Below are 25,591 nucleotides of genomic sequence, written 5' to 3' on the forward strand. Positions count from 1 at the left end.
ATCATCGCGGTTTTTCCGTGGAGTTCAGATGGCCAAGCCCAAGCGCATTTACGGCTGCACCGAGTGCGGCGCAACCTTTCCCAAGTGGGCCGGGCAGTGTGGCGAGTGTGGCGTCTGGAACACCCTGGTCGAAACCATTGTAGAAAGCGGCGCGGCCGCGCCACCCAGCGCCCGTACCGGCTGGACCGGGCAACAGGCACAGATCAAGACCCTGGCCGAAGTCAGCATCGCTGAAATCCCGCGCTTCTCCACCGCCTCCGGCGAGCTGGACCGGGTGCTCGGTGGCGGTCTGGTTGATGGCTCGGTGGTGCTGATCGGCGGCGATCCGGGTATCGGCAAGTCGACGATCCTGCTGCAAACCTTGTGTCATATGGCCACGCGCATGCCTGCGCTGTATGTCACCGGTGAAGAGTCCCAGCAGCAAGTGGCCATGCGCGCCCGGCGTTTGGGGCTGCCGCAGGATCAACTCAAGGTGATGACCGAAACCTGCATCGAAAGCATCATCGCCACCGCCAAACTGGAAAAGCCCAAGGTCATGGTGATCGACTCGATCCAGACCATCTTCACCGAACAGCTTCAATCGGCGCCGGGCGGCGTATCGCAAGTGCGCGAGAGCGCGGCATTGCTGGTGCGTTATGCAAAGTCCAGCGGCACGGCGATTTTCCTGGTGGGCCACGTGACCAAAGAGGGTGCGCTGGCCGGGCCCCGCGTGCTGGAGCACATGGTGGATACCGTGCTGTATTTCGAGGGCGAGTCCGATGGCCGTTTGCGCTTGCTGCGGGCGGTGAAAAACCGCTTCGGTGCAGTCAACGAGCTGGGCGTGTTCGGTATGACCGACAAAGGCTTGAAAGAAGTCTCCAACCCGTCTGCAATTTTCCTTACTCGCGCTCAGGAAGAAGTGCCGGGCAGTGTGGTCATGGCCACATGGGAAGGCACCCGGCCCATGCTGGTGGAAGTGCAGGCGCTGGTGGATGACAGCCATATGTCCAACCCGCGCCGTGTGACCCTGGGCCTGGACCAGAATCGCCTGGCCATGTTGCTGGCGGTCCTGCACCGCCACGGCGGTATCCCGACTCACGATCAGGACGTGTTCCTCAACGTTGTGGGCGGGGTCAAAGTGTTGGAGACCGCGTCAGACCTGGCGTTGATGGCAGCCGTGATGTCCAGCCTGCGCAACCGGCCGCTGCCCCATGACTTGCTGGTGTTCGGCGAAGTCGGTCTGTCTGGCGAAGTACGCCCTGTGCCAAGCGGTCAGGAGCGGCTTAAGGAAGCGGCCAAGCACGGCTTCAAGCGCGCCATCGTGCCCAAGGGCAACGCCCCGAAAGAATCCCCGCCGGGGTTGCAGGTGATCAGCGTGACCCGTCTGGAGCAGGCGCTGGATGCGTTGTTCGAGTAGGGTTCAGAGGGGCAATAAAGTCTGCAACGGCTGATGGCTGCATGTGATCAGCCCCCCGTGGCAGACGCCGGCGCCGCGCTGCACAAATGTGCAGCGCCGCTTGGCACAAAACCATAAAAGAAGGCTCTAGACCAACGTTAGGGGCTGGTCTTTAGAGCTGGTAGCGCTAAACTCCGGGGGCAAACCTTCTTGTCCAACTGGCCGGAATATAAAAATGAATAATAAAAATAGCCTGCTGCGCCACATTCCGTGGCTGGTGCTGGCAATTGTAGGAGCCTGCGCCTTGGGCGTAGTGGCCTTGCGTCGAGGCGAGGCGATCAACGCCTTGTGGATCGTAGTGGCAGCTGTTGCCATCTATCTGGTTGCTTATCGTTATTACAGTTTGTTTATCGCTACAAAAGTGATGCAGCTGGACCCACTGCGCGCAACACCGGCGGTGGTCAATAACGACGGTCTGGACTATGTGCCAACCAACAAACACATTCTTTTTGGTCACCACTTTGCCGCCATTGCTGGCGCCGGGCCTCTGGTCGGGCCGGTTCTGGCTGCGCAAATGGGCTACCTGCCGGGCACGCTCTGGCTGATCGCCGGTGTGGTGCTGGCCGGTGCGGTGCAGGACTTTATGGTCCTGTTCATGTCCACCCGCCGCAACGGTCGCTCCCTGGGCGACATGGTGCGCGAGGAAATGGGCAAGGTGCCTGGCACCATCGCGCTGTTTGGCTGCTTCCTGATCATGATCATCATCCTTGCGGTGCTGGCGCTGATCGTGGTGAAAGCCTTGGCCGAGAGCCCGTGGGGCATGTTCACGGTGATGGCAACCATCCCGATCGCGATGTTCATGGGCATTTACATGCGCTACATCCGCCCGGGTCGTATTGGTGAGATATCGGTCGTCGGCGTACTGCTGTTGCTCGGTTCGATCTGGCTGGGGGGCCAGATTGCGGCCAGCCCGGAGTGGGCCCCGGTGTTTACCTTCACCGGTACGCAAATCACCTGGATGCTGATCGGTTACGGCTTTGTGGCAGCGGTACTGCCGGTGTGGCTGGTACTGGCACCACGTGACTATCTGTCGACATTCCTCAAGATCGGTACGATCGTGGCCCTGGCCATCGGCATTCTGGTCACCATGCCAGAGCTGAAAATGCCGGCATTGACCCAGTTCACCGACGGCACCGGCCCGGTGTGGAAAGGCGGTCTGTTTCCGTTCCTGTTCATCACCATTGCCTGCGGCGCGGTATCGGGTTTCCACGCACTGATTGCCTCGGGTACTACACCCAAACTGCTGGATAACGAATGCAACTCCCGTTACATCGGCTACGGCGCGATGCTGATGGAGTCCTTTGTGGCCATCATGGCAATGGTTGCCGCTTCGGTCATCGAGCCGGGTGTGTACTTCGCCATGAACAGCCCGGCGGCCATCGTCGGCGGTGATGTGGTGACGGTTGCGCAAACCGTTAGCAGCTGGGGTTTTGCAATTACCCCGGATGCACTGACAGCACTGGCCCATGACATCGGTGAAACCACCGTTCTGGCCCGTGCCGGTGGTGCGCCGACACTGGCTGTGGGTATCGCCCAGATCCTGCACAACGTGCTGCCGGGCGAAAACACCATGGCGTTCTGGTATCACTTCGCTATTTTGTTTGAAGCCCTGTTCATCCTGACGGCAGTTGACGCCGGCACCCGTGCCGGTCGCTTCATGCTGCAAGACTTGCTCGGCAGCTTTGTGCCTGCACTCAAGCGTACCGAGTCCTGGGGCGCCAACTTGCTGGCAACCGGTCTGTGTGTGGCAATGTGGGGTTATCTGCTGTACCAGGGCGTGATCGATCCATTGGGCGGCATCAACACCCTGTGGCCGCTGTTCGGTATCTCTAACCAGATGCTGGCGGGTATTGCGCTGATGCTGGCGACCGTTGTGCTGATCAAAATGAAGCGCCAGCGCTACATCTGGGTCACCATGACCCCGGCGGTGTGGTTGCTGATCTGCACGACCTACGCAGGCTTTATCAAGCTGTTCGACGCCAACCCGGCGGTCGGCTTCCTGGCTCTGGCCAACAAATACAGTACGGCCCTGGAAGCGGGCCAGGTGATTGCCCCGGCGAAAAACATCGACCAGATGCAGCACGTGATCATCAATGCCTACACCAACGCCGGTCTGACCGTGCTGTTCCTGTTCGTGGTGTTCAGCATTCTGTTCTATGCGGTCAAAGTGGGTGCCGCGGCTTGGGGTCGTAAAGAACGTACGGATAAAGAAGCACCGTACCAAGCCGTTCCAGACGCTTAACAACAGAGGATTGCAGCCATGTTCAATGACCTGAGTCGCCTCGGTAAATACCTCGGTCAGGCCGCGCGCCTGATGGTCGGCATGCCCGACTACGACAACTACGTCGAGCATATGCAAACCAAGCACCCGGACAAGCCGGTGATGACCTACGAGGCGTTCTTTCGCGAACGCCAGGAGGCCCGTTACGGCGGCAAGGGTGGGCCCAAGTGCTGTTAACCCTGTAACCGGGGTTGCGTGACCTCAGTGGGAGTGGCTGTTTGGCTGCTCCCATTTTTATTTCTGCTTTCAGGGAGATTTGCATGTCCTCTCCAATCCCCGTCACCATCCTCAGCGGGTTTCTCGGTGCCGGTAAAACCACGTTGTTGCGCCATCTGCTCAAGGCCGAGCACGGGCTGAAAATCGCCGTGATCGAAAACGAATTCAGCGATGCCGGGATCGACACCCAGCTGTTGGGCGACGAGCCGGTGCAAGTCATGACCCTGTCCAATGGTTGCGTGTGCTGCACCATCCACACCGACCTGACCAAGGCGCTGTACCTGTTGCTTGAGCGCCTGGACAGCGGCGAAATCGCCTTCGACCGGCTGGTGATCGAATGCACCGGCCTGGCGGACCCTGCGCCTGTGGCACAAACCTTTTTTATCGACGAAGAACTGCGCGAGCGTTACCTGCTGGACGGCATCATCACCCTGGTGGACGCGGCCCACGCCGATGTTCACCTGAGCCAGACCATCGCCCAGGCGCAAATCGGCTTTGCCGACCGCCTGCTGGTAAGCAAGCGCGATCTGGTGGACGACGCGACCTTCGATGCCCTGTGCGAGCGTCTGACCCGCATCAACCGCCGCGCGCCGATTCGCGTGGTCGAGCACGGCAAGATTGATCTGGCCGAGCTGCTGGATGTACGCGGGTTTAACCTCAATGCAGACCTGGGTGGCGGCCTGAGCTTGCGCCCGGTGCAGCCTGCGGCGTCCATTGACCGCATCACCAGCCTGGTACTGCGCACCGACAAGCCCCTGGATATCGACAGTCTCAGCGCATTTATGAACGAGTTGCTCGAAGATCACGGCAAACAGTTACTGCGCTACAAAGGTGTACTGAGCATTGCGGGCGAAGACCGCAGGCTGGTGTTCCAGGGCGTGCTCAAACTGTATGGCTTTGACTGGGACACCGAGTGGGCCGAAGGCGAGGCGCGTGAAAGCGTGATGGTGTTCATTGCCGATGACTTGCCCGAAGCCAAGATTCGTGAGGGTTTTGCACGGCTTGGGGGGTGAGGGGCTTTTGATCTGTTGTGCCGGGTTTGGCGACTTGCCAGTAAGCGCGCACAAAAAAGCCCGGCACAAGGCCGGGCTTTTTATTCAGCTATTTACACTCAGTTGCCGTAAACCGGCAGCTTGGCGCAGATGGCTTTTACTTTCTCGCGAACAGCGTCAATCACGGTTTCGTCAGTGATGTTGTCCAGGATGTCGCAGATCCAGGTCGCCAGTTCACGGCATTCTTCTACTTTGAAGCCGCGAGTGGTAACAGCTGGAGTACCGAAACGCAGACCCGAAGTCACGAACGGGGAGCGTGGATCGTTCGGTACGGAGTTTTTGTTTACGGTGATGAATGCTTTGCCCAGTGCGGCGTCAGCGTCTTTACCCGAGATGTCTTGCTTGATCAGCGACAGCAGGAACAGGTGGTTTTCAGTACCGCCCGATACCACGTCAAAACCGCGCGCGATAAATACCGATGCCATGGCTTGCGCGTTTTTCACGACTTGTTGCTGGTAAGCCTTGAACTCTGGTTGCAGAGCTTCTTTGAAGCACACGGCCTTGGCGGCGATGACGTGCTCCAGCGGGCCACCTTGCGAACCCGGGAATACAGCCGAGTTCAGCTTCTTCTCGATGTCGGCGTTGGCTTTGGCCAGGATCAGGCCACCACGTGGACCGCGCAGGGTTTTGTGGGTAGTGGTGGTCACTACGTCAGCAAACGGAACCGGGTTAGGGTAAACGCCAGCAGCTACCAGACCGGCTACGTGAGCCATGTCTACGAACAGGTAGGCGCCAACCTTGTCAGCAATAGCGCGGAAACGCGGGAAGTCCAGGATCTGCGAGTAGGCAGAGAAGCCGGCCACGATCATTTTTGGCTTGTGCTCAACAGCCAGACGCTCGACTTCGTCGTAGTCGATCAGGCCGTTGGCGTCGATGCCGTACTGGATGGCGTTGTACAGCTTGCCCGAGGACGAAACGCTGGCGCCGTGGGTCAAGTGACCGCCGTGGGCCAGGCTCATGCCCAGGATGGTGTCGCCAGCCGACAGAAGGGCCAGGTACACAGCGCTGTTGGCCTGGGAGCCGGCGTGCGGCTGAACGTTGGCGTAATCGGCGCCGAACAGTTCTTTTGCACGGTCGATAGCCAGTTGCTCAACTACGTCGACGTATTCACAGCCGCCGTAGTAGCGCTTGCCCGGGTAACCTTCGGCGTATTTGTTGGTCAGCACCGAGCCTTGAGCTTCCATGACCGCTGGGCTGGTGTAGTTTTCCGAAGCGATCAGCTCAATATGTTCTTCCTGGCGCTGAGCTTCTTGCTCCATGGCGGCAAAAAGGTCGGCGTCGAACTTGGCAAGTGTCAAATCACGGCTGAACATGGCGGTCCTCAAGGATCGGGGGCAGAAAAGGAGGGCATTCTAACTCAATGGGTTTTATCTGGCATATGAATGCGATTCACGGCGCACTTGATCGCACTGCAAGTCTCAGTTTTGCAGCTCATCACTCGCTGCTTTCAGCTGCTTGACCAGCAAATGAGCGGGCATCGGCCGCCCGAAGAGGTAGCCTTGCACCTCATCGCAGCCGTGCTCGCGCAAGAAATCCAGTTGTTCGTGGGTCTCTACACCTTCGGCGATAACGGCAAGGTTCAGGCTGTGGGCCATCGCAATGATCGCCCGGGCTATCTGGGCGTCCTGTTCACCTGAGGGCAGGCCGTCGACAAAGGTGCGGTCGATTTTCAGCACGTCGATGGGGAATTGCTTGAGGTAGTTGAGCGACGAGTAACCGGTGCCAAAGTCGTCTACGGCGATACTCAGGCCGAGGTTTTTCAGGCTGGCCAGAATGTGCAGGGCCTCGCTGACTTCGCGCATCAGGATGCTTTCGGTCAGCTCAAGCTCCAGGCAGGCAGGCGACAGGCCGGTTTTCTTGAGGATATTGGCGATGCGCGTGCCCAGTTGGCCATCGGAGAACTGGCGCGCCGAGATGTTGACCGAGACTTTGGGCACGCGCACTTTGACCTGGTGCCAAAGCTTGAGCTGGCGGCAGGCTTCTGCCAGCACCCAGTCGCCCACTTCCACCACCAGGCCCAGCTCTTCGAGTACTGGAATAAAGTCGCCGGGCGGTACCAGGCCGCGTCTCGGATGGTTCCAGCGCAACAGCGCCTCGACTCCGGTCAGGCGTTTACCGTCGCCGCTGAATTGCGGTTGGTAGTACAGGATGAATTCTTTCTGTTCCAGCGCATGGCGCAGGTCGCTTTCGAGCTCCAGGCGCTCCAGGGCGCTGGCGTTCATGTCCGCCTGATAGAACTGGAAGTTGTTTTTGCCGCGCTCCTTGGCGTGATACATCGCGGTGTCGGCGTTTTTCATCAGTTGGCTGAGTTCGTTGCCGTCTTGCGGGCTCAGGGCGATGCCAATGCTGGCCGTTACGAAAAACTCGCGGCTTTCGAGCACAAAGGGTTTCACCAGGCTGGCGAGGATTTGCTCGGCCACACTGATAGCCCGGTTCAAGGCCATTTGGCGTGATGCCCGAGGCTGCAAGAGGAGGGTGAACTCGTCGCCACCCATGCGTGCGACGGTATCGTCGTCGCTGACGCAGGCAAGCAGGCGAATAGCCATGTCCTTGAGCATGCGGTCGCCTGCCGCGTGGCCCAGTGAGTCGTTGATGGGCTTGAAACGGTCGAGGTCGAGGAACATCAGCACCACCCACGACTTGTTGCGCTCGGCCTGTTGCAGTGCCGTGTGCAGACGGTCCTGGAAGAGGGTGCGGTTGGGCAGGTGGGTCAGAGCGTCGTAATAGGCCAGGCGGTGAATCCGCTGTTCGCTGGCCTTGCGCTCGCTGATGTCACTGAAAAAACACACATAGCTGGCCAGATCGCCCTCGTCATCGAGCACCGCATTGATGCCGACCCAGGCCGGGTAGTGTTCGCCGTTGAGGCGCTTGAGCCAGACTTCACCTTCCCAGGTGCCGTGCAGATGCAGTTGCTTGAGCACATAGGCAAGTTGCGCACTCTGCTGGGGGTCGACCGTCAGCATGCTCGGCAATTGGTCGAGCACCTGGGCCACTGCGTAACCGCTGACCCGGCTGAAGGCTTCGTTGGCTTGCACGATATAGCCTGCGGGGTCGGTAATCAGGATGGCCGAGGTGGAGTGTTCGAATACCGTCGCGGCCATGCGCAGGTCTTTTTCGGCCCGGCGCTGCTGACTGATATCACGGCCGACGCCCAAAATGCCTTCGAAGGCATCGTTCTCATCCCATACCAGCACCAGGCGCAACTCGATGGGGACTTTATGGCCGTCTGCGCGCAGGCAATCGAGCAGGAACAGCTGACTTTGCACCTGGGAACGCAGGGCTGATAGTTGCTGGGGTTTGTCCAGGGCAGCACTGACGCGTTCGATCAGGCCGTAAATGCCGGTCAGTTGCTGTGGCGTGGCGATAATCGATTGCCAGCCGTTGTTGAACACCCATTGCGCTTCGTAGCCCAGTACTGTCTGTATTGACGGGCTGAGGTAGTTCAGCTGCAACGTGCTGTCGGTGGAGAAAATAATGTCGCTGATGCTTTCGGCCAGCATCCGGTAACGCTGTTCGCTGTCGCGCAACGATTCGCTGGCTTCGATTTGGTCGGTGATGTCTTTGGCCACCCCGACAATGCGCGTGACTTGATCGCCGGTGTCACGGGCGAAGGCCTGCTCGCGGATCTCGAAGCAGCGCCAGTTGCCGTGGTGGTGGCGAAAGCGCAATTGGCATTGCATCAGGACCTTGTAGCCATCGAGCCGTTGCTGCTGGCGCAAGTGGTGATAGCGCTCGGCGTCTTCGGGGTGCAGCAGCAGCTCCCAGAAGTAAGCGCCCATTTGCTGCAGCTCGGCGTCGCTGTAGCCCAGGGTTTGCCCAAGGTGATGGTTGCTGAAGATGATCTGTTGGGTAATTACATTTTGCACATAGAGGTGGTCGGGTACGGTGCGCACCACATCGGACCAAAAGCTTTCGCGTTCCTGCAGGGACAACTCGATCAGCTTGCGGCTGGTGATGTCGCTGATGCTCAGGATGACGGCGTGATACTCCTGACGGTCCACAGGCAGGCGCAGTACCAGCCATAAATGCTGATCCTGGCCATCGGCATTGGTCAGCCTTATTTCCAGTTCGAGCTGCTGCTGTTGATCGAGTACGGCTTCGACGATCCGATACCCAATGGCCGAGATGGTTTGCGGGCAACCATTGATCAGCTTTTGCCAGGCGCCGTCCCCTGATTCGACCGACAGCAGTTGCATGGCCACCTGGTTCACTTCGGTGATGCGCAGTTGTTCAAACAGCTGGCGACGATGCTCGGGGCGATCGTTCAGCCATAGCTTGAGGCTGTCGCTGTCGTGCAGCTTTTCGCGCTCAAGGAAGCCCGGCAAGCTGGACATGTCGAGCACGCACAGCGCGACGCCGGTGCCTTCAAAAATATCGTGATAGCGCCGGCGTCCTTCATGCAGCTGACGCTGGCGGCGGCGCATGTTCAACAGTGCGATAAGCGGCAACATCGAAAACAGCAAGCCGAGCAGGCATTTGACGATCAGCCCCGGCAGCAACTGCTCAACCGCCTGGCGGTCATCGAACAACCCGCGCAGTTGCCAGTCGCTATGGCTGATGGAGGTCAGCAGTACGGTGTCCTCTTCATCGCGAGGGGTCAGGGTGACAGCCGGTGTGATGGATTTATCCATACGGCTGACCACGTTGCGGCTCTGCGTGTTTTCGACCAGCCATTGCGGCCGGCTGCCGGCGCTTTGATGTGTCAGGTTTTGCAGCAGGTCCGGGGTCATGCGCAGCAGCCAGTAACCATTAATGGCGCCGCTGGGCTGGCGTAACAATAAGTAGACGACGCTGCCGTCATTATTGTTGCTGTAGTAGTAGCCTTCGGTGCGGCTGCTCGAAGGGGTGTGGCGGAACCAGTCAGCCAGGTAGGCAGCGTCGGGGCTGGTGCCGGTACTGTCGAGCAATACCTCGCCCGCCGGGCTGAGCAAGGCCGCGCTTTGCAGGGCCGGCAGGGATTGGCGTAGTTGCGTGACCAGTAGCTGTTGTTGGTGCAGGTCTTTCGGTGACTGGTCGACGGGTAGCAGGTTGAGGGCTGTCTCGGCCCTGAGCGCCATGCTCAGGCTGATGTGATCGGCCAGGTCGGCGCTGTAATTGATGCTGGTCTGGCGTTCTTGTTGCAGGGTTTCCTGGAACTGTTCGATCAATAACCAGAAGAGCATTGCCAGCAACAGTAGAACCAGGGCCGCCAACGCACTTTTTAACGTCCCGCGCACAGGCGTACCAAGTAATTGGCTGGATGCGTTGGCGGGAGTGGATGGTGTGACATTGGGCAAGTTGTGATCCTGCAATTCGGCGCCAATGGCGCGAGGCCCTCTAAGACGCCCAGAGGGCGCTTAGCATGCCTTGGGTTGTGGCAAAGTGCCAGTCCTCTGGTCTGCGCTGGTTTGCCCTGTTCAGCGCATTCAGGTAGATTCGGGCGTCTACACTTATGCTTTTTCTGCGAGCAGGCATTGATCCCGATCAGTCCCTGACTTTCTGCTATGGCCTGATCCGGGCATTGCTCGCACCTTATTCATCAGTCACTGACCCTAGGTTCTCCATGGCTCAATACGTTTTCACCATGCATCGGCTGAGCAAAGTTGTTCCGCCGAAGCGGGAAATCCTGAAAAACATCTCCCTGTCGTTTTACCCGGGCGCCAAAATCGGCGTACTGGGCCTCAACGGTTCGGGTAAATCCACCCTGCTGAAAATCATGGCAGGTGTCGACACCGAGTTTGACGGTGAAGCTCGCCCGATGCCGGAGCTGAACATCGGTTACCTGCCGCAAGAGCCGCAGCTGGACCCGAACAAAACCGTGCGCGAAGTGGTTGAAGAAGCCGTAAGTGTAATCAAGGATGCCCAAGCGCGCCTGGATCAGGTTTACGCCGAATATGCCGACCCGGATGCCGACTTCGACAAGCTGGCCGCCGAACAGGCCAAGCTGGAGTCCATCCTGCAAGCGAGCGACGGCCACAACCTTGAGCGTCAGCTCGAAGTGGCTGCCGATGCCCTGCGCCTGCCGGCATGGGATGCCAAGGTCGAGCACCTGTCGGGTGGTGAGAAGCGTCGTGTGGCCTTGTGCCGCCTGCTGCTGTCTGCCCCGGACATGCTGCTGCTCGACGAACCAACCAACCACCTGGACGCCGACTCGGTAGCCTGGCTGGAGCACTTCCTGCACGACTTCCCGGGTACCGTGGTTGCGATTACGCACGACCGTTACTTCCTGGACAACGTTGCTGGCTGGATTCTGGAACTTGACCGCGGCGCGGGCATTCCTTACGAGGGCAACTATTCGGGCTGGCTTGAAGCCAAGTCCGATCGTCTGGCTGCCGAATCCAAGCAGCAGTCGGCCCATGAAAAGGCCATGAAAGACGAGCTGGAATGGGTACGTAAAGGCGCCAAGGCGCGTCAGTCCAAGTCCAAGGCCCGTCTGCAACGCTTCGAAGAACTGCAATCGCAGGAGTTCCAGAAGCGCAGCGAAACCAACGAAATCTACATCCCGGCCGGTCCGCGCCTGGGTGACAAGGTTATCGAGTTCAAGAACGTGTCCAAGGGTTACGGCGATCGCGTGCTGATCGACAACCTATCGTTCGCCATGCCTAAAGGCGCCATCGTTGGTGTGATCGGCGGTAACGGTGCCGGTAAATCGACCCTGTTCCGCATGCTGATGGGCAAAGAGCAGCCGGATTCGGGCACCATCGAAGTCGGCGAAACCGTGCAACTGGCGTGCGTTGACCAGAGCCGTGACGACCTGGATGGCAGCAAGACTGTGTTCCAGGCGATTTCTGACGGTTCCGATGTGATCCGCATCGGCAACTATGAAATCCCGTCGCGTACCTATGTAGGTCGCTTCAACTTCAAAGGTGGCGATCAGCAGAAGTTCGTCAAGGACCTGTCCGGTGGTGAGCGTGGTCGCTTGCACCTGGCCCTGACCTTGAAAGAGGGCGCCAACGTGCTGCTGCTCGACGAACCGTCCAACGACCTTGACGTTGAGACACTGCGTTCGCTTGAAGAAGCGCTGCTGGACTTCCCGGGCGCTGCCATTGTGATCTCTCACGATCGGTGGTTCCTTGACCGCGTCGCGACTCACATCCTGGCGTACGAAGACGACTCGCAAGCTATCTTCTTTGAAGGTAACTACACCGAGTACGAAGCCGACCGTAAAAAGCGCCTCGGCGAAGCGGCCACCCAGCCGCACCGTGTGCGTCACAAGAAACTGGCCCAGTAAGGCCGGTTTGCAAGAAAAGACGGAGCCCCTCGGGGCTCCGTTTTTTGTTCAGGACGTGTAGCCGCTGACGAGGAACGAAGGCTGCGATAAAGGCCGAAGGACTTTCAGAATGCCGGGGCTGCTTCGCACCTCATCGCAGCCTTCGTTCCTCGTCAGCGGCTACAGGAATTGTTTTTTGGTGGTGCAAAAGTGGGTACAAGAAGCTTTTTTTTAGTGCGCAAAAGCCTGTGAAATCGGTTTAATTTATATAAATGCACCATTTAAATTCATAACTGCGACATTTTGCGCTGTCACGGTGCCACATGAGTTGATAAAGTTCTGGCCAATCTCCGTTTAACGACAACAAATTTGCCGAGACTTTCCCATGATCGAATCCGTCGACCTGTTCCTTGCCCGACTGAAAAAACGCGACCCCGACCAGCCAGAATTCCACCAGGCAGTGGAAGAGGTCCTGCGCAGTCTGTGGCCGTTTCTTGAAGCCAATCCGCATTACCTGACTTCAGGCATTCTTGAGCGCATTTGCGAACCCGAGCGTGCGATCGTGTTCCGCGTATCGTGGGTCGATGACGAAGGCAAAGTGCGTGTAAACCGTGGTTTCCGTATCCAGATGAACAGCGCCATTGGCCCGTACAAAGGCGGCCTGCGTTTCCATCCGTCAGTGAACCTGGGCGTCCTGAAGTTCCTGGCCTTTGAACAGACCTTCAAAAACTCCCTGACCTCGCTGCCGATGGGCGGTGGTAAAGGCGGTTCGGATTTCAACCCCAAGGGCAAGAGCGACGCGGAAGTCATGCGTTTTTGCCAGGCCTTTATGAGCGAGCTGTATCGCCACATTGGTTCTGACGTTGACGTGCCGGCGGGCGACATAGGTGTCGGCGCGCGGGAAATCGGCTTTATGTTTGGTCAGTACAAGCGCCTGAGCAACCAGTTCACATCCGTACTGACCGGCAAGGGCATGAGCTACGGCGGCAGCCTGATTCGCCCTGAAGCCACCGGTTTTGGTTGTGTGTACTTCGCCCAGGAGATGCTCAAGCGCAGCGGCCAGCGCATTGATGGCAAGCGCGTGGCGATTTCCGGCTCGGGCAACGTGGCGCAATACGCGGCGCGTAAAGTCATGGACCTTGGCGGCAAAGTAATCTCGCTGTCGGACTCTGAAGGCACGTTGTACTGCGAAGCCGGTTTGAGCGAGGAGCAGTGGGAAGCGCTGATGGACCTCAAAAACGTGAAGCGCGGTCGCATCAGTGAATTGGCCGGGCAGTTCGGTGTTGAATTCCTGGCTGGCCAGCATCCGTGGAACCTGGCGTGCGACATCGCATTGCCATGCGCCACCCAGAACGAACTGGACGCTGAAGCGGCTCGTACGCTGCTGAGCAATGGTTGTGTGTGCGTGGCAGAAGGCGCGAACATGCCGACCACTCTGGAAGCGGTCGATCTGTTTATCGAAGCTGGTATTTTGTTTGCGCCGGGCAAGGCATCCAACGCCGGTGGCGTGGCAGTGAGCGGTCTGGAAATGTCGCAAAACGCCATGCGTTTACTGTGGACGGCGGGCGAGGTGGACAGCAAGTTGCACAACATCATGCAATCGATCCACCACGCGTGCGTGCACTACGGTGAAGAAAACGGCCGGATCAACTACGTAAAAGGCGCGAACATTGCGGGCTTCGTCAAAGTTGCCGACGCGATGCTGGCCCAGGGCGTGGTGTAGGCCTTTGACTCTGTAGCCGCTGCCGCAGGCTGCGATGGGCTGCGAAGCGGCCCCTGTCTTGAAGGCCCTTCGGGCCTTATCGCAGCCTGCGGCAGCGGCTACAGGTGTTGTTATGACAACGCCAAATGCTCCGCCAATTCCTGCTCGATAAAGGCTGCAATCATGGCGCGGTAAACCTCTTCGGTGACGTTCGGGTTGGCGCCCAGCTCCGAGGCCAGCGCCCGGACTTTTGCAATCACTTGCTCAACCCGCTGCGGGGCCCTGACCGCGTCGCTGTCCTTTTTAAAGCGTGCCGCTTGCGACACATAAGCACCGCGTTCAGCAATCAGGCTGATAATTTGTCGGTCCAATCCATCGATTTTCTCGCGCACTTGCTCAAGGGAATCACAGTTAACTGCCATGTCTTTAAAACTCCTTCAGTAGTGATACCACTTCAATTCCAGCATCACTTCGTTGACCGGAGAGCTCAGATGGCTGAACTCTCGCTGTGCGGTGAGTCGCAGGCCGAGATTACGCGAAACTTCCCATTGCTGGTTCAGGCTCAGGCTACGGCGGACTTCACCGTTGGTGAAGTAGTCACCCTTGGCTTCCAGGCTCAGGTTACCCACCGGGTTACGCCAAAGAAACCCGGTGTTAAAGCCCGCTGCCGGTGACACAAAGGCGGCGAAATCATTGTTGTGCTCCACGCGCACAGTGCCCAAAGCGAAGCCCAGCAGGTTGTCGCCCAATTGCCAGGTGCCGCCCGCGCCACCGTTGACGTGGCTGACCAGATTCTCGTCGCCATGTTTGCCGAGCACGCGTTCAAGCCCGCCGCCCACCTGCCAGGACCAGGGTTGCAGCAGGTCGTTGCGCGGTGTCAGGGAGCGGATATTGGCCAGGTCCAGTTGTTGAACCTGCCACTTGTTGCCCTCGTACTGGCGCAGTTTGAGTTGCAGGATTTCGATCTGGGCACCCAGCGGGAAGCCCGGTGCGTTGTCGTTCAGGTCGTGGTAGGCCATGCGCAGGCCGTACTCGGCAAACGCCTTGTCGTCACGGCTGCCGGCCCCCAGTTGCCAGGTGCGCGATTCGTGGCCGTTTTCCGGGAGTTCGGGTTTTTCCACCTGCAGTTCGGGCGCAGGGTTCTGGTTGATCGCCCGTAGCAGTTCAAAGCTGCGCTGCGAGCGTGCAGGGTCACGCTCAAGGCCGTTGGCACGGTAGCGCTCAAGACGATAGGCCGCATCGATGATCAGCGCCTGGCGCGCCTTGGGCAGCGCCATGAATGCCGGGTTCTGCAACTGGGCCTGATCGGCGCTCACCTGCAATACCCATTGCTGTTCTTCAGGGTCGAGGGCTTTGGCGCGATCCAGCAGCTCACGCTCGCGGGACGGGCGGTACTCGATACTTTCGACCAGGCCGGCTTCCTTGACCGCTTTCACGGTGTCGGTGGGGATCGCGGTCAGAGGGAACTGGCCGGTCAGTTGCAAGCCTGGGCGTGCCACTTGCAGCAGTTCGAGCAAGCGATAGGAGCAGTTTTCGTCGAAGAAGAAATAGTCGAACTGGATCTGTTTGAGTTCCCACACATGTTCGACCATGCGTTGGGTTTCTTCGGGTGTCAGGTTGAGGCGGTACTCCCACAGGTCGCGGTTTTCCAGGCTGCGGTATTCCGAGAGTTTTTCCTGGTAGGGCACCAGCGCGAACAAACCGGGGTAACCGCCGGCCAGGCCTTTCCAGGCATACAGAATGCTGTTGTCGGAACCTTCAATGTAGGCGCCAAAGTTGATCGCGTAGCTGAGCAGGGCAGTCTTGTTGTTCTGCACATCGGCCTGGTCGATACGCAACAAGGTATGGCCGAACATCGAAGACGGACTGTTGAGGTAGGCAGCCGGGAAAATCATCACCGTGCTGTGCGGCGCCACGTCCTTGAACCATTGGCTGAACTCTGCACAGTCAACCTGGGGCAGGTCGGTCAGGTTCAGTTGGGCCTTGAGCCAGCGGGTGCGGGACGGGTAGACGCATTGCGGGTGTTTGTCCCCCAGGCTTGCGGGTGAGTACAGCGCCTGGACAGTGGCCCGCAGTTCGGCGTCCGGGTGGTGAGCGCCGTCGGGGGCCAGAAAGAATTTGTCATCGCTGACATGGCTTCGCCAACCCTTGAGCTTTGCAGCCTCATAGTGCCCAAGAGAGATCCAGAAGGGGTCGTTGGCCAACTGCTGCACACGTTGATTGTCGAGGTTGGGTGCGGCATACAGCGGGGCGCAGGCACAGAGCGCCAGGTAGGCAAGGCGTTTGAGCATGTTCGGCAACTGTTGTCAGACAAAGAGGGGTCACGCAAGACAATACCCGCTCCGGGAGGAGCGGGCGTGTCTTATTTACTACGCCGCTGTGGCGTATTTAGCCAGGCGGGCATCGCCCTTGAGGATGGCCAGGGTGTTGCTGTGCACATCTTCAGCCGTTACATCGGCCTTGCTGAAGATTTGCTGGAAGTGCTCATGAGTGACGGCGGCGAAGTGCTCGCGGTCTTCAGGGGCTACGCCCAGTACCACCGCGTAGGTGGTCAGTGCTTCGCCATTGCCTTTGGCCATGTCTTCGGACAGTTCGTTCATCATGCCATTCATGGCAATCCACGATTTGCCGCCGTAGGTCAGGGCGTCCTTGGTGGTACAGCCGTTGGTGCCGGAGGTCATGCCGAAGGTGGCGTTACCGGACGTGCCGTTGGTGGTGGAGGCCAGGAAGTGGGCCGGTGTGCCGCGCTGGCCTTCAAATAGCATGTTGCCCCAACCGCAGTTCGGGCCACCTGGTGCTTGCGCCATGGCGTTGAGGGAAACAACCGTAAAGAGAGTACCGAGAAGAATCCGTTTCATAAGCTTTTTTCTCTATATGTGTGCAACCAATGGACAAGGGTTTCTGGCCCTGAAGCGCCAGTACGGGCCAGTTATGCCTTCCAGCCGCGTAACAGGTTGGAGTCTAGGCACGATCGGCAGGTTCCGTGACTTTTTGTAAAACAATCGTTGATGGAGGGTATTTTTTGCCCGTAAACATTGAGGGGCGATTTTTCCCGTGTTGTACGCCTTGCCAGTGATGTACAGCCAGCGCCAGAATGCTGCCATCTGCCCCGCCCGATGTAAGGAAGCCCGATGCCTGATTCTGTTGCCACCAGCTTGCGTCTAGCGCCCGACGCGCTAACCCGTCCTTTCTCCGCTGAACAGTTCAGCTTCTCGACCACCAATGATTTAGAACCCTTTCGCGGCATTCTCGGCCAGGAGCGTGCGGTCGAAGCCTTGCAGTTTGGCGTGGCCATGCCACGTCCGGGTTACAACGTATTTGTGATGGGCGAGCCGGGTACGGGTCGCTTCTCGTTCGTCAAACGCTACCTCAAGGCTGAGGGCAAGCGCCTGAAGTCGCCGAGCGACTGGGTGTACGTCAATAATTTTGATGAGCCGCGTGAGCCCCGTGCCCTGGAATTGCCTTCGAGTTCCGCAGGCGCGTTTATTGGCGACATCAATCATTTGATCGATAACCTGCTGGCGACTTTCCCGGCGGTGTTCGAGCACCCGACGTACCAGCAGCGCAAAAGCGCCATCGACCGTGGGTTCAACCAGCGCTACGACCGTGCGCTGGATGTGATCGAGCGCCTGGCGCTGGAAAAAGGCGTGGCGCTGTACCGCGACAGCAGCAACGTGGCCTTCACCCCGATGAGTGATGGCAAGGCGCTGGATGAGGCCGAGTTTTCGCAGTTGCCCGAGGAAGAGCGCGAGCGTTTTCACGAAGATATTTCCGGGCTCGAAGAGCGCCTGAACGAAGAGTTGGCGAGCCTGCCTCAGTGGAAGCGCGAGTCGAACAATCAGCTGCGTCATTTGAACGAAGAAACCATCACCCTGGCCTTGCAGCCGTTGCTGTCGCCGTTGTCGCAGAAATACGCCGAAAACGGCGCGGTCTGCGGCTATTTGCAGGCCATGCAGGTGTACTTGCTCAAAACCGTGGTCGAGCAACTGGTCGACGACAGCAAGACTGACGCCCAGGCGCGCAAATTGCTCGAAGAGCAGTACCTGCCGAGCCTGGTCGTGGGCCAGCCCATGAGCGGCGGCGCACCGGTAGTGTTTGAGCCGCACCCGACCTACGACAACCTGTTTGGCCGTATCGAATACAGCACCGACCAGGGCGCGCTGTACACCACGTACCGCCAACTTCGCCCCGGCGCGTTGCACCGTGCCAATGGCGGCTTCCTGATTCTCGAAGCCGAGAAGATGCTCAGTGAGCCGTTTGTGTGGGATGCCCTCAAGCGCGCCCTGCAATCGCGCAAACTGAAAATGGAGTCGCCGCTGGGCGAGATGGGCCGCCTGGCGACCATCACTCTCAACCCGCAAGTCATCCCCTTGCAGGTCAAGGTGGTCATCATTGGTGCCCGCCAGCTGTATTACACGCTGCAGGACCTCGACCCGGACTTTCAGGAGATGTTCCGGGTGCTGGTGGACTTCGATGAAGACATCCCGATGGTCGATGAGAGCCTGGAGCAATTTGCCCAGTTGCTGACCACCCGCACCTCGGAGGAAGGCATGGCGCCGTTGACCGCCGGTGCGGTGGCGCGTCTGGCGACCTACAGCGCGCGCTTGGCCGAGCATCAGGAGCGTTTGTCTGCGCGTATTGGCGATCTGTTTCAGTTGGTCAGCGAAGCGGATTTCATTCGCCATCTGGCCGGCGACGAAATGACCGACGCCGGGCATATCGAACGTGCGCTCAAGGCCAAGGCCACCCGCACCGGGCGTGTGTCGGCACGGATTCTGGATGACATGCTGGCGGGGATCATTCTGATCGACACCGATGGCGCGGCGGTCGGCAAGTGCAACGGCCTGACGGTGCTGGAAGTCGGTGATTCGGCCTTTGGTGTGCCGGCGCGGATTTCCGCCACGGTGTACCCGGGCGGCAGCGGCATTGTCGACATCGAGCGCGAAGTTAACCTGGGCCAGCCGATTCACTCCAAAGGCGTGATGATCCTGACCGGGTACCTGGGCAGCCGTTACGCCCAGGAATTCCCGCTGGCGATCTCGGCCAGTATCGCGCTGGAGCAATCCTACGGTTACGTCGATGGCGACAGTGCGTCGCTGGGCGAGGCGTGTACGTTGATTTCTGCACTGTCCAAAACACCGCTCAAGCAGTGTTTTGCCATCACCGGATCCATCAACCAGTTTGGTGAAGTGCAGGCAGTGGGCGGGGTTAACGAGAAGATCGAAGGCTTCTTCCGACTGTGTGAGGCGCGAGGTCTTACAGGCGAGCAGGGCGCGATCATTCCGCAGGCCAACGTGGCGACCTTGATGCTGGATGAAAAGGTGCTGCAGGCCGTGCGCGAGGGCAAGTTCCACGTGTATGCGGTGCGTCAGGCCGATGAGGCGTTGAGTTTACTGGTGGGCGAGCCTGCCGGTGAGCCGGACGAGGAAGGCCAGTTCCCTGAAGGCAGCGTCAATGCCCGCGTGGTTGAGCGGTTGCGGGTGATTGCCGAGATGATCAGCGACGACGACCTCAAGGAAGCCGAAAAGGAGTTGCTGGCACAAGCTTTGGCAGAGAAGAAGCCAGCCTGAACCACAAACCTGTAGCCGCTGCTGAAGGCTGCGATTAGGACCGCAGGGCCTTCGTCCCTGCCTGGTGAGGGGCTGCTTTGCAGCCCCTCACAGCCTGCGGCAGCGGCTACAAGACTGCGGTAGCATCGGGGCAGCTGCTCCCATAGTAAGTACAGTCGCCAGTCGATCAGGCCGTTGGTCATTGGCAACTTTTCTTATGCGCTTTTTCTTCTATTCTGAGGTCAAGGACTAAACTGTCGTCACTGGACGATGCGGCCCGTTGTGTGCGGCTGAAGACAGAACCTAACGGGGGTCGCCGCCATGTCGCGCAACCTTTGCCTTACTCGAGACTGCTTGGGCCTGGTGACCCGTATCGAATGCAGCATTCGACCGCTGGCAGGCAATACCGGGATGTGGACGCTGCTCTTTGCTGCCGGCCTGGCAGGCGAACAGCCCACGACCATCAGGGCACAAGGCCCGTTCCCAGGCCCGTTTGTGGCCGAAACCATTCTTGAATCAATTGTTGAAAGCCTGACGCTGCATGGCTACCGGCTCGTGTACGACCCGCAGATCTGGTGCCTGCATGTGCAGGCCCAGTTGCGTCAGATCAATGGCGGGCGCTGTCATGCCTCCCGCTAAGCGGCGATTCTATTGCGCAGCGCTGGCTTCCGGCGCTTTGTCGAGCTTGACCTCAAACCCGTATTCAACGGGGTTCAGCTCAGTGCGGGCATAGCTTTCAAGCTGGGTCGGCTGCCCATAAAAGTAATGCACGTCGAACAAGGTCGGGCCATTGGGCTCGGCGCTATGGCTGACGGCTACCACTTCCTTCAGATAGTTGCCCGTGTCGTCTTTGGCGTAAAAGCGCCAGGCCTCGGACGGGAATACCTTTTGATCCACGACCAGTGCGTTGCCTTTGAGCTCGAGGCCTTTGGGCAGGTGGGCGACGTCCAGGACCTGTTTGTCGATGTCGGCGATAAACAGCGGGATCGAGCCAACCGCGTAAGCCGGGGTTTCGGGGAACAGGTTCAGGTCATAGGTGATGACGCCCGCGTGGGGGTCGACATCGAACGCTTCAGTGGGCAGCTCCAAAGGTTCGCTGCGCTTGCCCGTGTCGTCTTCGGCAAAGAAGGTAACCGGCGCGTCAGAATGGTCGGGGAGCGCGCCCAGCATTTCGTCGTTGAAGGTGGCGGGGTGGCTGAACTCAAGGGTGGCTGCGCTGGCGTCGTCCACTGACTGGCGGATCACCACGCTTTTTTCCAGCTGCCCGGGTTCCAGGTTGGCGCCCTTGAGGTAGTTGGCGGCCTGATCGTCATAGACCACCACGTTGAGCGGCAGGGGCTGAATCTCTTTGCCCACGACGTTTCTGTCGAGCTTGCGCACGGGCAGGTCGAGCGCCTTGCGGGTGATGTTGGCGGTGGAAAAGTCGAGCACGTTGATGTCGATATTTTCGACCGTGCCGTTGAAGTACACCTTGCTGTAATGGTGGGTGTGTTTTTGGTCAAAGGCCTTTTGTTCGTTATCCAGCTGCTGGCCGAAAGCGTCGGTCCAGGCGGTTTGCTTGAGCATCTGTGCCAGCTGCTCCTGATAAAAGGCCAGCTGTTCGGCGTTTTCGTTGATCGAGCCGGAACGTGCCAGGAACTGCCCGGAGTGATCGCGGGCCTGGATGATCAGCGGGTTGAGCGGGGTGTCGCGCACTTGCTCGGCCAGCGGGGCGCTGTTGACGATATCCACTTCGGCAAAGTTTTTGCCCAGTGTCAGCAAGGTTGCGCTAATGGTGCCGTCGGTACGGGTTTTGCCCACGTCCTTGGCCGTCAGGTTGAAAGTGACCACTTTGCCCGGCGCGATCACTTCGACTTTGCCGTGCAGCATCAGGGGCTGAGGTTGCTGGGTGTTCTCGACCTCAATCCCGTCGATATAGGGGTAGGTGACGGTCAGGTCGTCCGGGTTGCTCAGGTTGGCGCTGGAGGGGCTGAGCTGGATGCCGGGGTCGGTTTCAGACCACTCGGGCTGAAAGGGCACGACCTGTTTGTTGCTCAGGGTCACAGACTGCCATTCCAGCGCATGGGGGAACGGGAATTCGGACGCACTGTTGAGCGGGAACGGGAAAACAGGCTCCAGGTCCGTCAGGTAATCAGAGCTGGAGTTTTTGCGCATCACAAACAGCCCGTTGATATAGGCATCGCTCAGCGCCTGGCTGCTTGGGTAGTGCTTGAGCAGTGCAAGGTCGTCAGTGCCATATTCGGTCTCGACGGGCTTGTCCTGCAGCTTGAGGCGCGCACGCTCAAGCAGCAGCAAGGAGCCGCCCAGGTCTGCGACGGCATCTTTGAGCTGCTGATCCTTGATGGTGTCTAGGCTCTTTTCGAACGCTGCACTGCGCTCTTCCAGGCTGGCCTGCTGGTGTTCGTCATCAGGGGAGCAGCCGCTGGAGGCGAGTAAAGCCATCGAAAGCCCAAAACAAGCCAAGGGAAATCGCAGATCCATGGTTCGGGTTTCCTGTCCGTAAACAATGCTGAGGAGGTGGACACTAGCAGAAAATGTTTTTACAGGCTGTTTCGAGCTCTTTATCTCTGTGCTTTTCTCACTGATATACTCGCGCCCATTTTTTTACTTCCTGTGAGATTCAATGGAACGCTTTATCGAAAACGCAATGTACGCCTCGCGCTGGATTTTGGCGCCAATCTACTTTGGGCTCTCGCTGGGCCTGCTGGCTTTGGCGTTGAAGTTCTTTCAGGAAGTGTTTCACGTAATCCCCAACGTGTTCGCGTTAAGTGAGTCGGATTTGATCCTGGTCATCCTGTCGCTGATCGACATGGCTCTGGTGGGCGGTTTGCTGGTGATGGTGATGATTTCGGGCTATGAGAACTTCGTCTCGCAGCTGGATATCGACGACCACAAAGAAAAGCTTAGCTGGTTGGGGACGATGGACTCCACGTCGCTGAAAATGAAAGTCGCGGCCTCGATTGTGGCGATCTCCTCGATCCACCTGCTGCGGGTATTTATGGATGCGCGCAACATCGAGCCCCAATACCTGATGTGGTACGTGATCATTCACATGACCTTCGTGGTATCGGCGTTTGCGATGGGCTATCTGGATAAATTGACCAAGCATTGATGACTGGCCAGGGGGCGCGAACGAACCCGGGCTGCGAAGGCTTTGGGGGCTGTGGTAGTCTGCTGGCCCTTTTTTGGTTCAGGGTGTTTGGGAGCAGCGCGGTACAGGCTTTTCCTCAATACCCTCACAGCGGAGCAGTGTTATGTCCGAAGTAAATCTGTCGACCGACGAAACCCGCGTTAGCTACGGCATTGGCCGTCAGCTGGGTGACCAACTGCGCGACAACCCGCCACCGGGCATTAGCCTGGATGCGATCCTGGCTGGTCTGACTGACGCTTTCGCGGGCAAGGAAAGCCGTGTAGGTCAGGAAGAAATGAGCGCCAGCTTCAAAGTGATCCGCGAGATCATGCAAGCTGAAGCGGCTGCCAAAGCTGAAGCCGCTGCAGGTGAAGGCAAGGCTTTCCTGGCTGAAAACGCCAAGAAAGACGGCATCACCACTCTGGCATCGGGCCTGCAATTTGAAGTTGTGACTGCAGGTGAAGGCGCCAAGCCATCCCGTGAAGACACCGTACGTGTTCACTACCACGGCACCCTGATTGACGGCACTGTGTTCGACAGCTCCTACGATCGTGGTCAGCCAGCAGAATTCCCGGTGGGCGGCGTGATCGCCGGCTGGACTGAAGCCCTGCAACTGATGAACGCCGGCAGCAAATGGCGCATCTACGTGCCGAGCGAACTGGCTTACGGCGCCCAAGGCGTTGGCAGCATTGCTCCGCACAGCGTGCTGGTATTCGACGTTGAGCTGCTGGACGTTCTGTAAGAACTCGGCAGTTTAAAGCGTTGGTAAAGCGGGCTTGCTGGCGATCCGGATGACGTCATGTCGTCTGTATCGCAAGCAAGCCCGTTTGCTTTTGACATACCTCATATCACTATTTTGGCGTGATGCTCGTGGGTGTCAGTGGTGCCGATTGGGCGCAATGCCCGGGCATAGCAAAACAGAAACAGATTACGCACCAGCTCCTTGAGCACCAGCGGCTCGCTGGAGTTGAGCCCGTTGAAATCCAGGTCGCCCTGATCCTGCAGCTCGTTGAGCGCTTCTTCTTCCAGTACTGCACAGACTTCCCCGGTTTCCCGATGCAGGATTCGCAGGTACGGATGTGGGCGGTCCAGCCAGGCATCTATCAAATAAGTCATGTTCGGTATCTCCTTGATGAGTACCGATGAGAATAATTCTTATTCGCTTAATAGCAAGTGCCTATTGGCGGATTTGTGTTTTTTCCATGCAAACACTGTGGTGGGTCAAGCTGACTGGCTTTTTGATATTGCGGGGGAGTACAGCGAGGGGAGTAGCACCTTCCTGCGCGAAACGCAGGAAGGTCAGCAGCAGAATCAGACCTTGCGCACGAACTCGGACTTGAGTTTCATCGGGCCGATACCGTCGATTTTGCAATCGATATCGTGATCGCCATCGCACAGACGAATGTTTTTGACTTTGGTGCCCACTTTGACGACCAGGGAGGTGCCCTTGATTTTCAGGTCCTTGATCACGGTGATGGTGTCACCGTCGGCCAGGACAGTGCCTGCGGAGTCTTTGTAGACTTTCACATCGCTGGTGTCTTCAGCGTCGCCGCTGGCGGACCACTCATGGGCGCATTCCGGGCAGATCAGCTGAACGCCGTCTTCGTAGGTGTATTCGGAATTGCATTTTGGGCAGGGTGGCAACGTGCTCACTCAAAGCTCCTTAAGAGTCAGGATGGCTAAAAGGCACGTATTGTATAGGGTTTTAGCGGTGAGGGGGGGCGCAGGCATTGTAGCCGCTGCCGAAGGCTGCGATGGGTTGCGCAGCGGCCCTCAGATTATGAAGGTCCTGCGGCCCTTTTATCGCAGCCTGCAGCAGCGGCTACAGGCTTAGTGCGTGCGGGCTACCGCAAACTCGCTCAGCTCCACCAGCGCATCGCGGTATTCGCTGGGCGGCAGGGCTTCAAGGCAGACAATCGCACGGGCCACATAGTCGCGAGCCAGTTGTGCGGTGTACTCCAGCGAGCCGGACGCCTCAACGGCTTCACGAATGCTCTCCAGATCTTCAATGCCACCTTTCTGGATGGCCTTGCGCACCAGGGCTGCCTGCTCTGGCGTGCCTTCGCGCATGGTGTAGATCAAGGGCAGTGTCGGCTTGCCTTCGGCCAGATCGTCACCGACGTTCTTGCCCAGGGTTTCGGCGTCGCCGCGGTAGTCGAGCAGGTCGTCCACCAGCTGGAAAGCCACGCCCAGGTGGTCACCAAAGGTGCGCAGGGCTTCGCTTTGTTCTGGCGTGGCACCGGCCAGTGCGGCGGCACTGTGGGTCGAAGCCTCGAACAGCATCGCGGTTTTGCCGCGAATGACTTCCATATAGGTTTCTTCGGTGGTGCTGGCGTCGCGCACCTTGGACAGCTGCAGCACTTCGCCTTCGGCAATGATGCGAGTGGCTTGCGACAGGATTTTCATCACTGGCATCGAGCCCAGCTCAACCATCATTTCGAAGGAGCGTGAGTACAGGAAGTCGCCAACCAGTACGCTGGGGGCGTTGCCCCACGTGGCATTGGCTGTTTTGCGGCCACGGCGCATGCCCGACATGTCGACCACGTCGTCGTGCAGCAGGGTGGCGGTGTGCAAAAACTCGATGGTCGCGGCGAGCAGACGCATATCGTCGCCTTCGCGGCCCAGGGCCTTGCCACACAACAGCACTAATAAAGGACGAAGGCGTTTGCCGCCGGCCGAAGTGATGTAATCGCCGATTTTTGAGACCAGCGGTACGCGTGAAGTCAGCTGCTTCTTGATGATGCCATCGACGGCGCTAAAATCGTCCGCCACCGCGCGGTAGAAAGCTTGGGGTTGCATCAGCGACAGGTGCTCCAGAAGGGTTGCGCGGCATGCTAGGTCGGGGGGAGGGCCTGTCAAGGCGCGATGGGCGGCCCCTTGCAACCCTGACGTGCCTTGCGTACAATCGCGCACCCTGAACTTCCTGGGCAGCACCTGCCTTACGCAATTGCACTTGGGCCGTTCCAGCCCCATGCAGCCATGCCAGCCAATACCTTTACCTATAAAGAGCTGGGTGAGCAGGATTATCGGAGAAATA

19 protein-coding genes are annotated in these 25,591 nt (G+C 58.7%); 10 read left to right on the top strand and 9 right to left on the bottom strand.

The annotated features are described in order from the left end of the window. Nucleotides 1–28: 28 nt before the first annotated feature. The 4 genes from radA (at nt 29) to yjiA (ending at nt 4,945) form a co-directional block, all read left to right on the top strand. A complete protein-coding gene (gene radA / locus BLW11_RS07435) occupies nt 29–1,396 on the top strand; it encodes a DNA repair protein RadA (RefSeq protein ID WP_048359299.1) in 1,368 nt (455 codons plus the stop codon). Nucleotides 1,397–1,610: 214 nt separating this feature from the next. Continuing rightward, nucleotides 1,611–3,677 (top strand): carbon starvation CstA family protein, encoded by a 2,067-nt coding sequence (locus BLW11_RS07440; protein WP_048359298.1) that lies wholly within the window; start codon nt 1,611–1,613, stop codon nt 3,675–3,677. Between the two features lie 18 nt (nt 3,678–3,695). Beyond that, a complete protein-coding gene (locus BLW11_RS07445; RefSeq protein ID WP_003443968.1) occupies nt 3,696–3,893 on the top strand; it encodes a YbdD/YjiX family protein in 198 nt (65 codons plus the stop codon). An 83-nt stretch (nt 3,894–3,976) separates the two neighbouring features. Further along, a complete protein-coding gene (yjiA, locus tag BLW11_RS07450; protein WP_048359297.1) occupies nt 3,977–4,945 on the top strand; it encodes a GTPase in 969 nt (322 codons plus the stop codon). A gap of 98 nt (nt 4,946–5,043) precedes the next feature. On the opposite strand, the gene glyA is transcribed toward yjiA, so the two are convergent. Beyond that, nucleotides 5,044–6,297: a serine hydroxymethyltransferase gene (gene glyA, locus BLW11_RS07455; RefSeq protein WP_048359296.1), complete on the bottom strand. Its 1,254-nt coding sequence runs from the start codon at nt 6,295–6,297 to the stop codon at nt 5,044–5,046. Nucleotides 6,298–6,402: 105 nt separating this feature from the next. Then, nucleotides 6,403–10,260: a sensor domain-containing protein gene (locus BLW11_RS07460; RefSeq protein ID WP_048359295.1), complete on the bottom strand. Its 3,858-nt coding sequence runs from the start codon at nt 10,258–10,260 to the stop codon at nt 6,403–6,405. A 266-nt stretch (nt 10,261–10,526) separates the two neighbouring features. Between BLW11_RS07460 and ettA the strand changes: the two genes are divergently transcribed. Together ettA and gdhA are read left to right on the top strand one after the other, a co-directional pair. Continuing rightward, nucleotides 10,527–12,194: an energy-dependent translational throttle protein EttA gene (gene ettA / locus BLW11_RS07465; RefSeq protein WP_048359294.1), complete on the top strand. Its 1,668-nt coding sequence runs from the start codon at nt 10,527–10,529 to the stop codon at nt 12,192–12,194. Between the two features lie 364 nt (nt 12,195–12,558). After that, entirely contained in the window at nt 12,559–13,896 is a 1,338-nt protein-coding gene (gene gdhA / locus BLW11_RS07470; protein WP_048359293.1) for an NADP-specific glutamate dehydrogenase, read from the top strand. Between the two features lie 110 nt (nt 13,897–14,006). Here gdhA and BLW11_RS07475 read toward each other — a convergent pair whose 3' ends face one another. The 3 genes from BLW11_RS07475 to BLW11_RS07485 all read right to left on the bottom strand — a co-directional run bounded on the left by BLW11_RS07475 (nt 14,007) and on the right by BLW11_RS07485 (nt 16,733). Continuing rightward, nucleotides 14,007–14,297, bottom strand: coding sequence for a chorismate mutase (locus BLW11_RS07475; RefSeq protein ID WP_048359292.1), 291 nt, complete (start codon nt 14,295–14,297; stop codon nt 14,007–14,009). A 15-nt stretch (nt 14,298–14,312) separates the two neighbouring features. Continuing rightward, nucleotides 14,313–16,166 carry an Lnb N-terminal periplasmic domain-containing protein gene (locus BLW11_RS07480; protein ID WP_048359291.1) on the bottom strand — a complete coding sequence of 618 codons (1,854 nt, stop codon included), beginning with the start codon at nt 16,164–16,166 and terminating at the stop codon, nt 14,313–14,315. Nucleotides 16,167–16,244: 78 nt separating this feature from the next. Further along, on the bottom strand, nt 16,245–16,733 hold the full coding sequence (locus tag BLW11_RS07485; RefSeq protein ID WP_029611228.1) for a DUF3015 domain-containing protein: 489 nt from the start codon (nt 16,731–16,733) through the stop codon (nt 16,245–16,247). Nucleotides 16,734–17,006: 273 nt separating this feature from the next. Between BLW11_RS07485 and BLW11_RS07490 the strand changes: the two genes are divergently transcribed. Both BLW11_RS07490 and BLW11_RS07495 read left to right on the top strand, forming a co-directional pair. After that, nucleotides 17,007–19,445 carry a Lon protease family protein gene (locus BLW11_RS07490; RefSeq protein ID WP_048359290.1) on the top strand — a complete coding sequence of 813 codons (2,439 nt, stop codon included), beginning with the start codon at nt 17,007–17,009 and terminating at the stop codon, nt 19,443–19,445. A gap of 300 nt (nt 19,446–19,745) precedes the next feature. Next, nucleotides 19,746–20,063, top strand: a complete 318-nt coding sequence (locus BLW11_RS07495) for a PA4575 family protein (protein WP_048359289.1) — start codon at nt 19,746–19,748, stop codon at nt 20,061–20,063. Between the two features lie 9 nt (nt 20,064–20,072). On the opposite strand, the gene BLW11_RS07500 is transcribed toward BLW11_RS07495, so the two are convergent. Next, the gene (locus tag BLW11_RS07500) at nt 20,073–21,905 is read right to left on the bottom strand and encodes a hypothetical protein (RefSeq protein WP_048359288.1); all 1,833 of its coding nucleotides are present in this window, start codon (nt 21,903–21,905) and stop codon (nt 20,073–20,075) included. Between the two features lie 142 nt (nt 21,906–22,047). Here BLW11_RS07500 and BLW11_RS07505 point away from each other — a divergent pair, with 142 nt between their 5' ends. Together BLW11_RS07505 and bamJ are read left to right on the top strand one after the other, a co-directional pair. Beyond that, nucleotides 22,048–22,536, top strand: coding sequence for a TIGR00645 family protein (locus tag BLW11_RS07505; protein WP_003443930.1), 489 nt, complete (start codon nt 22,048–22,050; stop codon nt 22,534–22,536). Between the two features lie 142 nt (nt 22,537–22,678). Further along, on the top strand, nt 22,679–23,296 hold the full coding sequence (bamJ, locus tag BLW11_RS07510; protein ID WP_019824026.1) for a BamJ family beta-barrel-assembly machinery protein: 618 nt from the start codon (nt 22,679–22,681) through the stop codon (nt 23,294–23,296). A 101-nt stretch (nt 23,297–23,397) separates the two neighbouring features. On the opposite strand, the gene BLW11_RS07515 is transcribed toward bamJ, so the two are convergent. The 3 genes from BLW11_RS07515 to BLW11_RS07525 all read right to left on the bottom strand — a co-directional run bounded on the left by BLW11_RS07515 (nt 23,398) and on the right by BLW11_RS07525 (nt 25,353). Next, a complete protein-coding gene (locus tag BLW11_RS07515; RefSeq protein ID WP_048359287.1) occupies nt 23,398–23,670 on the bottom strand; it encodes a PA4570 family protein in 273 nt (90 codons plus the stop codon). Between the two features lie 195 nt (nt 23,671–23,865). Continuing rightward, nucleotides 23,866–24,207, bottom strand: coding sequence for a zinc ribbon domain-containing protein YjdM (locus BLW11_RS07520; protein WP_048359286.1), 342 nt, complete (start codon nt 24,205–24,207; stop codon nt 23,866–23,868). Between the two features lie 177 nt (nt 24,208–24,384). Further along, nucleotides 24,385–25,353, bottom strand: a complete 969-nt coding sequence (locus BLW11_RS07525; protein WP_048359285.1) for a polyprenyl synthetase family protein — start codon at nt 25,351–25,353, stop codon at nt 24,385–24,387. Between the last annotated feature and the right edge of the window lie 238 nt (nt 25,354–25,591).

Source organism: Pseudomonas deceptionensis, assembly GCF_900106095.1.
GTDB lineage: Bacteria > Pseudomonadota > Gammaproteobacteria > Pseudomonadales > Pseudomonadaceae > Aquipseudomonas > Aquipseudomonas deceptionensis.

Excerpts from the sequence above, each read along its gene's own strand:
- radA (WP_048359299.1), top strand. The coding sequence starts at position 29 with ATGGCCAAGCCCAAGCGCATTTACGGCTGCACCGAGTGCGGCGCAACC.
- BLW11_RS07440 (WP_048359298.1), top strand. The coding sequence starts at position 1,611 with ATGAATAATAAAAATAGCCTGCTGCGCCACATTCCGTGGCTGGTGCTG.
- BLW11_RS07445 (WP_003443968.1), top strand. The coding sequence starts at position 3,696 with ATGTTCAATGACCTGAGTCGCCTCGGTAAATACCTCGGTCAGGCCGCG.
- yjiA (WP_048359297.1), top strand. The coding sequence starts at position 3,977 with ATGTCCTCTCCAATCCCCGTCACCATCCTCAGCGGGTTTCTCGGTGCC.
- glyA (WP_048359296.1), bottom strand. The coding sequence starts at position 6,297 with ATGTTCAGCCGTGATTTGACACTTGCCAAGTTCGACGCCGACCTTTTT.
- ettA (WP_048359294.1), top strand. The coding sequence starts at position 10,527 with ATGGCTCAATACGTTTTCACCATGCATCGGCTGAGCAAAGTTGTTCCG.
- gdhA (WP_048359293.1), top strand. The coding sequence starts at position 12,559 with ATGATCGAATCCGTCGACCTGTTCCTTGCCCGACTGAAAAAACGCGAC.
- BLW11_RS07475 (WP_048359292.1), bottom strand. The coding sequence starts at position 14,297 with ATGGCAGTTAACTGTGATTCCCTTGAGCAAGTGCGCGAGAAAATCGAT.
- BLW11_RS07480 (WP_048359291.1), bottom strand. The coding sequence starts at position 16,166 with ATGCTCAAACGCCTTGCCTACCTGGCGCTCTGTGCCTGCGCCCCGCTG.
- BLW11_RS07485 (WP_029611228.1), bottom strand. The coding sequence starts at position 16,733 with ATGAAACGGATTCTTCTCGGTACTCTCTTTACGGTTGTTTCCCTCAAC.
- BLW11_RS07490 (WP_048359290.1), top strand. The coding sequence starts at position 17,007 with ATGCCTGATTCTGTTGCCACCAGCTTGCGTCTAGCGCCCGACGCGCTA.
- BLW11_RS07495 (WP_048359289.1), top strand. The coding sequence starts at position 19,746 with ATGTCGCGCAACCTTTGCCTTACTCGAGACTGCTTGGGCCTGGTGACC.
- BLW11_RS07500 (WP_048359288.1), bottom strand. The coding sequence starts at position 21,905 with ATGGATCTGCGATTTCCCTTGGCTTGTTTTGGGCTTTCGATGGCTTTA.
- BLW11_RS07505 (WP_003443930.1), top strand. The coding sequence starts at position 22,048 with ATGGAACGCTTTATCGAAAACGCAATGTACGCCTCGCGCTGGATTTTG.
- bamJ (WP_019824026.1), top strand. The coding sequence starts at position 22,679 with ATGTCCGAAGTAAATCTGTCGACCGACGAAACCCGCGTTAGCTACGGC.
- BLW11_RS07515 (WP_048359287.1), bottom strand. The coding sequence starts at position 23,670 with ATGACTTATTTGATAGATGCCTGGCTGGACCGCCCACATCCGTACCTG.
- BLW11_RS07525 (WP_048359285.1), bottom strand. The coding sequence starts at position 25,353 with ATGCAACCCCAAGCTTTCTACCGCGCGGTGGCGGACGATTTTAGCGCC.